General features: G+C 61.1%; 13 protein-coding genes and 1 pseudogene. 6 read left to right on the plus strand and 8 right to left on the minus strand.

The features are described 5' to 3' along the window. Positions 1-38: 38 nt before the first annotated feature. Positions 39-1070, minus strand: a complete 1032-nt coding sequence (locus ACST81_RS28005; protein WP_438755094.1) for a LacI family DNA-binding transcriptional regulator — start codon at positions 1068-1070, stop codon at positions 39-41. Positions 1071-1234: 164 nt separating this feature from the next. Between ACST81_RS28005 and ACST81_RS28010 the strand changes: the two genes are divergently transcribed. From ACST81_RS28010 to ACST81_RS28030, 5 genes and pseudogenes are all read left to right on the plus strand, one after another. Then, positions 1235-2320, plus strand: coding sequence for a fatty acid desaturase family protein (locus ACST81_RS28010; protein ID WP_438755097.1), 1086 nt, complete (start codon positions 1235-1237; stop codon positions 2318-2320). A gap of 28 nt (positions 2321-2348) precedes the next feature. After that, positions 2349-2663, plus strand: coding sequence for a MocE family 2Fe-2S type ferredoxin (locus ACST81_RS28015; RefSeq protein WP_438755140.1), 315 nt, complete (start codon positions 2349-2351; stop codon positions 2661-2663). Positions 2664-2674: 11 nt separating this feature from the next. Continuing rightward, a complete protein-coding gene (locus tag ACST81_RS28020; RefSeq protein ID WP_438755100.1) occupies positions 2675-3901 on the plus strand; it encodes an NAD(P)/FAD-dependent oxidoreductase in 1227 nt (408 codons plus the stop codon). Between the two features lie 114 nt (positions 3902-4015). Continuing rightward, on the plus strand, positions 4016-4807 hold the full coding sequence (locus tag ACST81_RS28025) for a 3-methyl-2-oxobutanoate hydroxymethyltransferase (RefSeq protein WP_438755103.1): 792 nt from the start codon (positions 4016-4018) through the stop codon (positions 4805-4807). Positions 4808-4881: 74 nt separating this feature from the next. After that, a pseudogene (locus ACST81_RS28030) lies at positions 4882-5131 on the plus strand (antitoxin); the annotation flags it as partial. A gap of 210 nt (positions 5132-5341) precedes the next feature. Here ACST81_RS28030 and ACST81_RS28035 read toward each other — a convergent pair. The 3 genes from ACST81_RS28035 to ACST81_RS28045 are packed head-to-tail and all read right to left on the minus strand — an operon-like array spanning position 5342 to position 8837. Then, the gene (locus ACST81_RS28035; protein ID WP_438755105.1) at positions 5342-7036 is read right to left on the minus strand and encodes a flotillin family protein; all 1695 of its coding nucleotides are present in this window, start codon (positions 7034-7036) and stop codon (positions 5342-5344) included. Beyond that, entirely contained in the window at positions 7033-7680 is a 648-nt protein-coding gene (locus ACST81_RS28040; protein ID WP_438755109.1) for an OB-fold-containig protein, read from the minus strand. Before ACST81_RS28040 ends, ACST81_RS28035 begins: the two co-directional genes overlap by 4 nt. 5 nt (positions 7681-7685) lie before the next feature. Further along, a complete protein-coding gene (locus ACST81_RS28045; protein WP_438755112.1) occupies positions 7686-8837 on the minus strand; it encodes a PspA/IM30 family protein in 1152 nt (383 codons plus the stop codon). A gap of 245 nt (positions 8838-9082) precedes the next feature. Here ACST81_RS28045 and ACST81_RS28050 point away from each other — a divergent pair, with 245 nt between their 5' ends. Continuing rightward, positions 9083-10015, plus strand: coding sequence for a DMT family transporter (locus tag ACST81_RS28050; protein ID WP_438755114.1), 933 nt, complete (start codon positions 9083-9085; stop codon positions 10013-10015). 12 nt (positions 10016-10027) lie between these two features. Here ACST81_RS28050 and ACST81_RS28055 read toward each other — a convergent pair whose 3' ends face one another. The 4 genes from ACST81_RS28055 to ACST81_RS28070 form a co-directional block, all read right to left on the minus strand. Then, the gene (locus tag ACST81_RS28055) at positions 10028-11092 is read right to left on the minus strand and encodes a diguanylate cyclase domain-containing protein (protein ID WP_438755117.1); all 1065 of its coding nucleotides are present in this window, start codon (positions 11090-11092) and stop codon (positions 10028-10030) included. A gap of 90 nt (positions 11093-11182) precedes the next feature. Beyond that, positions 11183-11509 carry a hypothetical protein gene (locus tag ACST81_RS28060; RefSeq protein ID WP_438755120.1) on the minus strand — a complete coding sequence of 109 codons (327 nt, stop codon included), beginning with the start codon at positions 11507-11509 and terminating at the stop codon, positions 11183-11185. Positions 11510-11615: 106 nt separating this feature from the next. Beyond that, positions 11616-12836 (minus strand): flavin monoamine oxidase family protein, encoded by a 1221-nt coding sequence (locus ACST81_RS28065; protein WP_438755123.1) that lies wholly within the window; start codon positions 12834-12836, stop codon positions 11616-11618. A 1-nt stretch (position 12837) separates the two neighbouring features. Further along, positions 12838-13755 carry a DMT family transporter gene (locus ACST81_RS28070; protein ID WP_438755126.1) on the minus strand — a complete coding sequence of 306 codons (918 nt, stop codon included), beginning with the start codon at positions 13753-13755 and terminating at the stop codon, positions 12838-12840.

A 13755-nucleotide genomic window follows, 5' to 3' on the forward strand; every position in this document is an offset into this window, starting at 1 on the left:
CAAAAATTGGATGATGCGATTCCATCAGATTTCGCGCTTCAGATATTCTCAGGCGTGAAAATATCGAACGGCAAGAAAGTCTGGCCCGGCACGCCGGGAACGCCACGATCGATGGCGGCGACCATCTGGCCGATCAATTCGCGCGACACCATCGCCGCCGGTGTCGAGATCGCCATGGTCACCAGATCTTCCGCCAAGGCGGCCCGCGATTCCGGCGTCAGTTCGTTGACGACGACAAGCAGTTTGCCAGCCATTTTCTCCTCGGCAAGAGCGGTAATCGCGCCTTCCATGCCGCCACCGCAGACATAAAAGCCGATCAGGTCCGGATGCTGCTGCAACAGGTTGACGGTCGCCTCATGGGTGATCTCGGCCGTATCGAGGTTGACCAGCGTATCAAGCACCTCGAAATCCGGCGCATTCTCGCGAAAATAGGAACGGAAGCCGATCTCGCGCAGCTCGTGCCCGTGAAAACGATGGCTGCCGATGAAGGTGGCGACCTTGCCGGGCTTACGGGCAGCCTTGGCGATCATCCAGGCGGCGGTGCGCCCCACCGTCCGGTTGTTCAGCCCGACATAGCCCTCGCGAACACCGGCGGCAAAATCCGAGAGCAGCGAGAACACGGGGATGCCCCTATGACGAAGTTCCTCGACCACGGCCGTGACGGCCGGATGATCCGGACAGACCAGCGCCACGGCCTGGTTGCGGGCCGCCACAGCCCGCAGCTTTTCGCACAGTGCCACCGGCGTGCCGCTCATATTGTAGTCGATCTGCGGAATGATGCGCACGCCCGGCATGTTCAGTGCCGCGTTTTCGATCTCCCGTGTCATCGATTGATAGAAGAACTGGTTCGGTTTCTGCAGGACAAAACCCAGCCGGTATTTTGGCAGGTCTTCGAAGACCCGCTGCCGCAACAGACCGACAGCGTGATAGCCGATCGATTTCGCCGCATCATAGACCCGGCGGGCGGTTTCCTCCCGCACCTTGTGGCGGCCGTTCAGCACGCGATCGACAGTCGCGACACTGACGCCGGCAGCCTTGGCGAGATCGGTAATGGTCGGTCGCGTGCTCATCGTCTCTCCTGATGAAAACTATCATTCCATCATGCAACTTTTGACGTTTTTTGATAGAATATTGCAAGGCTGCATTGAGCTGCTGCAAAAGTCAACCTATCCTCTTTTCAACAACGACAGCACCGGATCGACGGCAGTGCCGGACCCGACGCAGGGAGGACGAGATGGACAAGCTTGCCAGCAAACGCGACTACAGCCTGCTCGGCCGCGACGCCCGGGCGGCGGTCGAAAGCGGGCTTTCCGCTGCCGAGTGGTATCACACCGACATTCCGCGCAAGCAGATGAAAGACCTGATGAAGCGTGAGGATGGCCCGGCCATTCGCGACACCGTCATGTGGCTCGGCAGCATGCTGGTCACCGGGGCGGCCGGCATATACTTCTGGGGTTCCTGGTGGTGTGTGCCGTTCTTCCTCGTCTACGGCGTCATGTACGGTTCCGCCTCGGATTCACGCTGGCATGAATGCGGCCATGGTACGGCCTTCAAGACGCGCTGGATGAACGACGTGGTCTATGAGATCGCCTGCTTCATGATCATGCGCAATCCGGTCACCTGGCGCTGGAGCCATACGCGTCACCACACAGATACCGTGATTGTCGGCCGCGACCCGGAAATTGCCGTCATGCGACCGCCGGATCTCTTCCGCCTGATCCTGAACGTCTTTGGCCTTCTCGATGCCGGTTATGCGATGATCGACATGGTGCGCAATGCCGCCGGGATCATCAGTGCCTCGGAAAAGACTTTCATTCCCGAGCAGGAACAGCCGCGCGCCATCCGCATCGCCCGCATCTGGGTGCTGATCTATGCCGCAACGATAGCGCTTGCCGTCTCTATGGGCTCGATCCTGCCGCTGATGCTGATCGGCCTGCCGCGCCTCTATGGCGCCTGGCATCATATCATGACCGGCCTCTTGCAGCATGGCGGCCTTGCCGACAATGTCACCGATCATCGGCTCAACAGCCGCAGCGTCTACATGAACCCCTTCAGCCGGTTCGTGTACTGGAACATGAATTATCACGTCGAACATCACATGTTTCCAATGGTGCCCTATCACGCGCTGCCGCGACTGCACGAGATGATCAAGCACGACCTGCCGCGCCCGAACGCATCGATACTGGAAGGCTACCGCGAGATGCTCCCCGCTTTCCTGCGCCAGCTCCGGAATGAGGATTATTTCCTGAAGCGCGAACTGCCGCCGACGGCAAAGCCATACCGGGAAGAGTTTCACGCAGAACAGATAGCCGCCGAATAGAGCCGGCACAGACAATCGAACGGAGGACATCATGAGCAATTGGGTGGAAGTGTGCGCGACGGACGAGATCGACGAGGAAGACGTCATCCGTTTTGATCATGACGGCCGAACCTTCGCGGTCTATCGCAGCCCCGACGACACGTTCTTCGCGACGGCAGGGCTGTGCACGCACGAGAAAATCCACCTCGCCGATGGCCTGGTGATGGACGACATCATCGAGTGTCCAAAGCATAACGGCCGGTTCAACTACAAGACCGGCGAAGCCAAGGGCGCCCCCGTCTGCGTCAACCTGCAGACCTTCCCCGTCAAGGTCGAAGCCGGCACCGTTTTCATATCGCTCTGAAAGAACCGGCCATGTCACACATCGTCATCATCGGGGCAGGGGAGTGCGGCGCCCGCGCCGCCTTCGCGCTCCGGGAAAAGGGCTTTGATGGACGCGTCACGCTTGTCGGCGCGGAAGAGCATCTTCCCTACGAGCGCCCGCCGCTGTCGAAAGACTCCCTCCTGCACGGCCACGCACCGAAGCTCGTCTCCGATGCAGCGGAGTATGCCGCGGCCGGCATCGAAGTCATGACTGGTAGCAGCGCCGACAGTATCGATCCGACCGGCAAGACCGTCAAACTCTCCAGCGGCGAGAGCCTCGCCTATGACCAATTGCTGCTGACGACCGGCGCGCGTCCACGACCGTTTCCCGGCCTGTCAGGCAACAATCACCGGATCCGAACCTTGCGCACCCATGGCGACGCGGTCGAGATTCGCAACGCGCTGCAGCCCGGCAAGCATCTGGCGGTCATCGGCGGCGGCTTCATCGGGCTGGAACTGGCCGCGACCGCGCGCAAGCTGGGCGTCGAAGTCACGGTCGTCGAGAGCCTGCCGCGTATTCTCACTCGCGGCGTGCCGGAAGCGGTTGCCGAGATCGTCGCGGACCGGCACCGGGCCGAAGGTGTCGAGCTTCTCTGCGGCGTAAAGATCGAAGATTTGAGCGAAGACAGCGACGCGGCGCGTATCCAGCTTGCCGACGGACGGACGATGGCCGCCGACATGATCGTCGTCGGAATTGGCGCCGTTCCGAATGTCGAACTCGCCCGCGATGCGGGGCTTGCGATCGACAACGGCATCGCAGTGGATGAACACCTAAGAACTTCGGCGCCCGACATCTTCGCCGCCGGCGATTGCTGCTCCTTCCCGTTGTCCCATTACGGCGGCCGGCGCATGCGGCTGGAAGCCTGGCGAAACGCCCATGACCAAGGGAACCTCGCCGCCGCCAATCTGATGGGTGAACAGGCAACCGTATCCGCCGTTCCGTGGTTCTGGTCGGATCAGTACGACCTGACGCTGCAGGTCGCCGGCATGGCCGATGGCTCGACAGTGACTGTTCGTCGGGACATTGCGGACGGTGCGTTCATCCTGTTCCATCTCGACGAGACCGGCCGACTGATCGCCGCAAGCGGCATCGGCACCGGCAACGCGGTCGCCCGCGATATCCGGCTTGCCGAAATGATGATCGCAGCCGGCGCGCGCCCCGATCCGGACGCACTCGCGGCACCGGGAACGAAGCTGAAAAGCCTGCTGGCCGCCTGACAACCGATTTCTCGGACGCCGCTGTGTGCAATGTGGCGTCCGGCCCCGCCTCAATGATGACATCATTTCGCGATGGCGGCAGCCCTGCTCATCGCATTCCCGGGAGAGATATCGATGAGACACCGCCGCCCGACCGTCGCCGATCTTCTGTCGATGAAGGGTAAGCGCCAGCTCAGCATGTTGCGCGTCGAGACGCTGGAGGAGGCGGATGCTGCGGAGCGGGCAGGGGTCGATCTCGTCTCCGTACCACCGGCGTTGCTCGGCCCGGCTTTCCGTGAGACCGCACCATCGCTCTTTGCCTTTCCGGGTCTCGAATATGGCGACCTCGTCACCGCCGACGAATATATCCGGGCAGCCTTCCAAGCGCTGAAAGCAGGCGGCGATGCCGTCTATTGCGCTGCGAGCCTGCGGACAGTGCGACGTATGCGCGAAGAAGGCATTCCGGTCTGCGGCCATCTCGGTCTCATTCCCTCGAAGGCCACATGGACAGGCGGCTTCCGGGCCGTCGGCAAGACGGCGCTTAGCGCGCTGGAAATCTGGCGCCAAACCAAGTCGCTTGAAGAAGCCGGTGCCTTTGCCGCCGAAATCGAGGTCGTACCCGGCGAAATCGCCGCGGCGATCAGCGAGCGCACCTCGATGCTGATGCTGTCCATGGGCGCCGGCAACGGCTGCGACGCGCAATACCTGTTCGCCGACGATGTTCTCGGCGCCAACAAGGGCCATGTCCCGCGCCACGCCAAGATCTACCGTAACTTCGCCGCAGAATATGATCGTCTGCAACAAGAGCGCATCGCCGCCTTCTCCGAATATGTCGCCGACGTCAAATCCGGTATTTATCCCGGCAAGGCCCATCTGGTTGGCATCGAACCGGTCGAACTGGAGGCATTCCTGGCCTCGTTGGATTGACGGAGAGCTTGCTGCGGCTGGAGAAGGCGTATTTACCTATGCGTATAGACCTTCCCGGAGTGCGGTCATAACGGGCCAAAGTTTTTCAATCGGGGAATTCCCAGGTCGTCAGGCTTCCGAAGGAGTTTCGGTTTGATGTCGAGGAACTCGATATCATCCGCGCGGGCGACACCGTCATCCTGCGTCCTGTCGCCGCGAGCAAGGAGCCTTGGAGTGGATTGAAAGCCGCTCTCGCCCCGGGGAATGAGTGACGATTTCATGGGAGATGGCCGCGAGCAGCCAGACATGCCTCACAGTGCCGATCTGGCTTCGCTTTTTAAGTGATGAGGTATCTTTTCGATACGAGCGCCTTCATCTGTCTGCTCGGGCAAAAATCTGATCGGCTCATCCGGCGTATTCGCGCCTGTTCCGAAGGGGAGATCGGCCTTTACGAAAAGAGATTTACGACGGAGCCTCTCTGGATTCGGTACACTGACGTCTTGCCGGCGCGGGGCAGGGCAGGGCACTATATGTGCCCCGGCGCATGATCAGATTCTATCGTTCGTTGTCTTCATCCTCTTCCTCGATGACAACCGTCTTGTTGCCCTGCAGATTGCCGAGCAGCGCCGAGACCGCATTATCTCCCTCGAAACCAGCCTCCTTCAGCAGTTTATCAAGGATCGGCTTGTTGGCCTGATAGGCGAGCAATTGTCCGGCGAGGCCTTCGCCCATGCCGACACCGTTTCCGCCCGCCGTGCCGCCGCCACCTGCACCGCGGCCAAGCATGCCACCGGTGTCGAAGATGCGGATGTCGGAAATCTTCTCGATCGGCTTGACTGCTTCGGCAAGCGCTTCCGGAATGATGCGGATGCGCTCACGCAGGATTTCGAATTCGATGATGGCGGCACTGAGCTTGTTGCGGGCTTCGTTGAGCAGGGCGGCGCTTTCGGCTTCCGCCTTGCCGGTTTCGAGTACGCCCTTCGCCCGGATGATGGCCGCATCGGCTTCGGCGGTTGCCAGCGTCTTGATGGCGTCAGCCTGGTCGGATGCCGCCTGCTTCTCGGCTTCGGCGCCGACGGTCACCGCCGTCGCCTCGGTTTCAGCCCGCTTGCGCGCATCGATGACGGCGATCAGGCGTTCACGTTCGGCAATTTCCACCGCCTTGGCCGTTCCGACCTTTTCCTCGGCGGCGATCGCCAACGCGCGGGCATTTTCAGCCTGCGCCTTCGCTTCTGATTCTTCCCGGCTCTTGTTGGCCACCGCGATGGCGCTTTCCTGCGCGACGATCTGCAGGTCGCGCTTGGCCTCGGTGTCGCGCTGCTGGACGGCGCGGGTGGCGGCGATATTGGCGCTTTCGCGGACCTGCTTGGCCAAGGCTTCGGCCTCGGCGATCGCCTGCTGCGAGGCGATGCGGGCTTCTTCTTCGGCGCGCTTGGCGGCCTGTTCCTGCTGCGCGGTCTCGGCGCGGGTCGCCGCTGATTTGTTGGCGATATCGCGCTCCTGGCTGAGCTCCGCTTCGCGCTTGGTCCGCTCGATCGCCAGCGACTGCTGGCGCGCCTCCAGATCTTTCTGGGCGATCGCCACTTCGGTATCGCGGACGATTTCGTTGCGCTCCTTCTTGCGGCCCTCGGTGATGCGCGTCAACGCCGCCAGACCATGGGCGTCGAAGAAGTTGTTGGCGTTGAAATGCTTGATATCCGTCTGGTCGAGGCGGGTCAGCGACACCGATTCCAGCTCGAGACCGTTCGACTGCAGGTCTGCACCGACAGCCTCCTGAACCGCCTTGACGAAATCCATGCGCTGCTCCTGCAGCGCATCGAGCGTCATGGTGGCGGCAACCGAACGCAGGCCGTCGACGAATTTCGCTTCGATGAGGACGCGCAGCTGTTCGGCGTCGTTCGTTCGGTTGCCGAGCGTCTGCGCGGCCAGCGCGATCGACGAGGCATCCGGCTTGACGCGGACATAGAATTCCGCGCCGATATCGACACGCATGCGGTCCTTGGTGATCAGCGCGTCGCCTTCACCGCGGCGCACTTCCAGGCGCAGGGTCTTCAGGTTGACGCGGGCGATCGAGTGGAAGATCGGCAGGACGACGGAGCCGCCATCCAGAACCACCTTCTGACCGCCCAAACCGGTGCGCACATAGGCCTCGTCCCGGCTTGAGCGGGTGTAGAGCGATGCAAGAACGAAACCGATGCCGAGGATCAGGACGATGCCGATGCCGGCGGGCAGGAGAAGATCGTAGATCATGATAGCTCCGTTGAGGTGGGTCCGGGTGTCGGAAAGATGTCCGACGTCGCACGGATGGCGATGTAAACATTGGAAACGTGGTCAACGAGCAGGACTGTCATGCCGATCGCTATCGGGTCCTCGCTCTTGGCCGCGCGCGCCCTCAGGCTATGCCAGTTGCCGTGCCGGTCCTTCACCCGCACGTTGCCGGGCAATCCCTGGTCGAGCGGCCCGACGGTGACTTCGCCGCTGCGGCCGACGAATTCACTCGTCTCGACCGCGTAGGTCTCATCCCTCGGCACGATGCGCGCTACCGTGCGGCTGGATGCCCGCACCGCCGGAAGCGCCAACACGAAGGCGGGCAGGGCGGCGAGCGTGGCGGGCAACAAGATCCCGATGGCATGCGCGACGCTTTGGATGACAAAGCCGATCATGGCGAAAAAGCCGAGAAGCAGCATGATCAGGATCAGGATCGGCACGCCACCGACATTCAGCCAGGACATCAGCCCCAGCATGCCGCCGTGATCGTCAGGCAGGGCCTTGTCGATGGCCTCGCCGAGCGAGAAACCAAGCAACAGGCAGAGCATCTCTATCCCGGTCAATGCGGCCAGCATGACGGCAGCGATGGCGAAGGGCAGCGATTCCGGCGCGAGAAACAGCTGCATCGGCGTCAGTTCTTGCCGGTCTTGAACTGGGCGAGCCGTGCCTCGATCGCCTGTTCGCGGTGCAACCGGTCGAGTTCATCGAGTTCAGCGCTCGTTGCGTTCGATCCAGCCGGAACGCCGGTGACGCGGGAAACGGCCGCCGCGGCGCGCGAAGCATCATCAACGGCGCTGACACGGACGCGGCCAGTGCCCGTCTCTTCGGAAAACTGGGCGAGGCTACGCTTCAAATCGACCAGCCGCGCCTCAGCCTCCCGGCGGGTGGCAAGTACAGCTGCCAAGGCTTGCTGGCCTTCGTCAAGATAGGAGCGCGCATCCGTCAACGCTTTGTCGAGGGCTGCCACCTGCGATTCCAGGTCGATCTGGCGCGACACGCCGGCCTTGGCTAGATCATCACGATCGGCCGAGACGGCAAGGCGGATCTTCTCGTCCAGCGCCTTGAGATCGGCGGTGATTTCGCCACGACGACTCTTTAGGCGATATTCCTCGGCACGCGCCTTGCCGATATCCGTGCGGGCCTCATCAGCGGCGGCATCGATCTCGCGCAAGGCCTGCTCGACGACCGCGATCTTGTTGGTTCCTTCGGCCTTGTCGACGGCAGCATTGGCAACGCCGGCGATCAGGCGCCCCATGCGCGAAAGAATACCTTCATTCATCATCATGTTTTCCTCCATTCGATCGGTACGCGGGGTAACACCGATATGGATTTCATAGGCTCCATGATCGGCAATGAGTTGGGCTGTGAAAATATTCAACGAACCGCGCGAATAGCCGGCGACATCGAAGGGGATGGCGACACGGCCGCGTACCGTGGCAATGGTCAAATCCGCTGGTCCCTTGATGGCAAACAGCTTTTCATCCAGCGGCAGCCGCACGGGACCGGGCGGCCGCCCCCGGCTGGAGGCGAAATCGCGTAGGCCCAGCGTCACCATCCGTGCCGGCAGACCGGTTCGTTCGCGGACTGTCTCGTAGGCCAGTTCATGCAGGGTGACGAGATTGGCGCCGCCCTTTTCCGCCGCCAGTTCCTCCAGAAGCAGAAGCATGGCGGCATAGGCATCGAACGTTTCCTGCAAAGCGAGCTTCGCTTCCTCGCTCGGCGCGAGCCGGTATCTGAGGATTGCCGTGTGGATCGTTTGCACCATGTTCTCAACATAAAGCACCGCTTTGGTGCTTTCAAGGCATACTACCCCTAATTTTTGCATTCGCCATCGATTGATTAATCCCAGATTGCAAACCGGCATGGTGACGCCGGATTTCATAGCGCCCTGTAGCAAACTGAAACGCCAGCTCGTCAAAGGACGAGAGCCCGCTGAAAATTCTTCAGCAGTCGACGCGGAAATGTCGCGAAGGGAAGGGCGTTGGTCGCCGTAGAATGCAATATGGCCGCATCAGCTTGGGGAACCTCGTGCAGAATCGCGCCACTCTCGGAATCCTTTTCCTCTGCCTCGGCATTTTCGTGTTTTCGCTACAGGACGCCGTCATCAAGGCCGTGTCCGGCAATTACGCGCTGACGCAGGTCGTCTCGGTGCGATGCCTCGTTTCGGTGCCGATCCTGCTGCTGCTCGTGCATTTCGAAGCGGGGCTCGGCAGCCTGTTCAGCCGCGAGTTCAAGTCGCTGGCTGGCCGCGCGGCGCTGCTACTCCTCGCCTATACGACCTATTACATGGCCTTTCCGGCGCTGCCGCTTGCCGATGCGGTGGCACTCTATTTCACGGTACCGCTGTTCATGATCGCGCTGGCACCCGTCATCCTCGGCGAGAGCGTCGGCTGGCGGCGCCTCACGGCCGTTTTCGTCGGCTTCATCGGTGTTGTGATCATGCTCAAACCCGGGGCAGGGCTGTTCGAGCCGGCGGCGCTCCTGTCGCTATCATCGGCCGTGACCTATGCTCTGGCCATGCTGATGGCGCGCAAGATCAGCAACGAGGCCACGGCGTCGGTCATGGCCTTCTATCAGAATGGCGTCTACCTCACCGGCGCGCTTCTGATTGCCGCCTTCTTTCATGCTACCGGCTTCCAGCATGCCAGTCACAAATCCATCGAATTTCTGGTGCGTCCCTGGGTTTGGCCGACAGTAAAAGACGCTCTGCTGATGGCATCCTGCGGCGTGATCGCGGCGATCGGGATGACTCTGCTGACCCATGCCTACCGCATCGCCAAGGCAAGCGTGGTCGCCTCCTTCGAATATACCGGCATGCTCTGGGCACCGCTCTGGGGATTTCTGTTCTTCGGCGAGGTTCCCTATCTGACGACGATTGCCGGCGCCTGCATGATCGTCATCGCCGGGCTTTTCGCCCTGTCATCTCCCGCTGCCCGGGAAGACATCGCAGAGGCTGCATGACATCTGCCTCCATCAGGCGTCAGGGTCGGCAAAGCTGAACGCATTGCGGCCCTTCTTCTTCGACTGGTACATCGCCGCATCAGCCTTCGCCAGAAGTTCCTCGCGGCTCCGCCCGTCAAGCGGGAAGCGGGCTACACCCAGGCTGACCGTGACGCTGAAGGTGCGGCCGCCGATCTCGACAGGCGCGGCGACGCTCTTGCGCACCCGCTCGACCACATCGATCATCTGGTCGATCTCCTGCGGCGGATCCGGCAGCAGGATGACGAACTCGTCGCCGCCAAGCCGGGCGACGGTATCGGTTGCGCGCAGACAGACGGCGATCCGGGAGGCGACGATGGTCAGCAGATTGTCGCCGGCCTGGTGGCCGAGCGTATCGTTGACCCATTTGAAATTGTCGAGATCGAGAAAGACGATCGCCACCGGGCGTCCAGCTTCCGCAGCCTGCAGAATGGCCTGATCGAGGCGATCGACGAGCAGGGCACGGTTCGGCAGGCCGGTCAGCACATCGTGGTGCGCCATGAAGCGGACGCGGTCTTCTGCCTCCTTTCGCAAGGTCACGTCATGGGCGACGCCGACGAGGCCTGTAACGACGCCGTCCCTGTCGCGCAACGGCGCCTTGGTCATCGACACCCATTTCGGGCTGCCATCGGCATACGCATTGTGTTCCATCATGCTGAGCATCGGCTGGCCGGACTGCATGATCTGCAACTCGATATCGCGAAATTCCTGCGCGACGGGAGGAGCGAACAGATCGAAATCGGTCTTGCCGATCAGCGCCTCGACCGTCACCGGTTCGCCGGTCGCGATAAACGATTTGTCGGCGACAACCGCCTGGTTGACGACGAGAAAGCGGGAATCGAGGTCCTTGACGAACAACTGATCGGGAACCTGATTGATCAAGGCGAGCAGGTGGTCTCGCTCGGCCGTGACCCTTTTCAACGCATCGAGGCCACCGAGCAAATCATCCCGGAAACTGTCGCGCGTCCTCAGAAGTGCCTGAATCTGATCGGCGATATCCGCTGCCTCGCTGGGCCTTGCCGGCACCGCCGAGCCTGATGTCGCCTTCTGTCCCGCCACGTCGTCCTCCGATCCTGCCGAACGACGTTAGAGCAACAACCCTACGGCCCGGTTAATGGTCAGTCGGCGATTACCAAGCATCCGCGGAAATCAGAACTTGCCCTTCATCCATGTTTCGAGGACCGTCGGAAACGGCACTTCATCGATGGTGTTGCAAAACAATAAAGCAAAGAAAGGCGCGAAAGCGCCAGAAATTACCTGCTGGTGCTGGTTCCATACCGTGCCTTTTGCCATGGCGCTTATGGGTCGCAGAACCACGCTGCCATTCCCATGCCTCCTGCTGAAATCATGGCCGTTATTGTCTTCGTTGCATTGAAAATGGAAGCTGCCGCCATTCAATTCCGCAAACGCACGGTCGGTGAACGTATTGTATTTGAACTCACGGAAAATCGTCGCCCGATGCTGCAGAGAGGGCACACGTCATCGATTGCACTGCGATTCCAGCAGCGTGGGACTGCACCGAAGTAAAATCCCACGCCGTCGCTGGCACGCCTATCAAAAAAACAGGTCGCCGAGTTGCAGGTTATATCAAGGTCAGGAGTTTCGCTGCGCGCGCGCCTGATTCCAGCGCGCCGTTGAGCGACGCAAAATGGGTGTGCTCGCCGGCGAATGCAATCTTGCCAGTTGCTTGGTTGAAAATGCCGTCCTGTTCCGGATGCCAGTCCAGGCCGGGCATGGAATAGGCCCCTTGCGTATGCGGGTTGGTTTCCCAGTTGGTAAGGATGTAGTCATCGCTCACATCGAGATCTGTGCGATAGTTGCGCGTCTGCTGCAACCAGTAGCTCCCGCCGTCTTCGAGGTGCAAGCTGTCCATCGTCGCCTTGCCGCCGGCATAGACGGTCAGTGCGCCGCGAGCGAGATAACCTTGCTTGGATTCCGTACTCCACGACCACCACGGGGCATTCGGCGCCTGCATACCTCTGGGCGGGGTCTCGCCGCTGACCACGACATTGAGTTTCGCCGCAGCACCCATGACGCGCCCGTCAATCGCGGTGCGCATGAGCGGCGGCAGATCGAGCGTGCCGATCAACATCTTCAGCTTCGGCAACGGCACCGCGATGACAGCGCGATCGCCGTGGTAAACGTCTCCCGTGGCGGACGTGAACTGAACGCCCACATCATCCTGCGTGACGCCGACGATCGGCGTGTCGAAACGCACGATGTCGCCGATGCGGCGGTGGATTTCCCTGGCAACGGCATCGTTACCAGCCATCACCCGGCCCCGGTGTTCGATATAATCCTGCGAATGCCCCTGGAACATCCTGGCCACCGCAATGCCGTTGATCTTGTCCGGGTCGCAGGTGGTCGTGGCAAACAGCTTCTGGCAGTAGGGCAGGTCCGCATAGTCCGACCCGTAGGCCTCCCGCGCAACCTCCCGGAGCGAAACGCGATAACCGCGCGTCTCGGCCAGTCGTTCCGCTGCCTCGGTCAGTTTGCGGATATTCTCGGCAAGCTCCGCCGGAGACATGATCGTACCGTCGACCTGCCAGCGCCGGTCGAACATGATGCCGAGCGACACGATGGGGAGACCGAACTCGGCGCACAGCCGGCGGATGGTGTGATCGTTGACGTCGATGAATTCGCCGCCATGTTCGATGACTTCCCCATTCGAGAGCACTTCCGACCAGCATCGACCGCCGACGCGATTGTTCGATTCGAAAACCTCGACGGTATGCCCGGCCTTCGTCAGCTCCCACGCTGCATTCAGTCCGGCCAGACCCGCACCAGCCACAATAAATTTCATGTCAGTTCTCCTGGTTCAATGGAACGTTTGATCGCGATTTCGTGTGGTAGGAGGTGAAAACGGCACAGCAGATCAGGATTGCCACGCCCAGAAATGTCGTCCTGTCGGGAAATTCACTGAAGAACCACAGGCCAGCCAGCGTCGAACTGATCATTTCCATGTAAGACAGAGGCGCGATCAGCGACGCTTCGCCGAATTCATACGCTTTGATCATCAGGAACTGCACGAGAAGTCCCACCAGGGCCATCGCCATGATGAGCAACCATTTCTCGAGGTTCATCGTCTCCCACAGGAAGAACATGAACGGCGCTGCCAGCGCAGTCGCCGACGCGTGGGTGTAGAACGTCGTGGTCAAAGCAGAGGTGATCTTGACGCCGGACCGCACGGTGATCACGTACAAGGCCATGAACGCGCCGGCCATCAGGGCGAAGATGCTGTTTGGTTCGAACGCGTCCGAGTTCGGGCGGATGATCATCAAGGTTGCCGCGAACCCGATGACGAGCGCAGACCAGCGCGACGCCCCGACCTGTTCCTTGAGAACATATTTCGAGAGGATCGTGACGAAGAACGGCTGGACGAAGCTGATCGCCAGCGCATTGGCAATGGGCATGAACTCCAGCGCGATGAAGAAACAGGTCGTCGAGCCGACGATGGAAAGGCCAAGCATGAAGACCGGCAACGGTTGCCGGATCCTTCCAAGCGATTGCGGACTGTAGATCCTGACCACCGGCACCAGCAGCAACGTTCCCATTGCCATGCGCAGGAATACGGTCTGTAACGGCGGTATTCCCTGCTGCACCAGCATCTTGGCGAAGACATCGACGATCGGAACGACAAACATTGCGATACACATGAGGACAATGCCGAGGAACGCCCGGGAGCTATCGCCCGGGCCGGCGGCGCCTTGTGGCGTGGTCAT

This window comes from Pararhizobium sp. O133 (genome assembly GCF_051669845.1).
In the GTDB taxonomy this organism is placed as follows: Bacteria; Pseudomonadota; Alphaproteobacteria; order Rhizobiales; family Rhizobiaceae; genus Pararhizobium.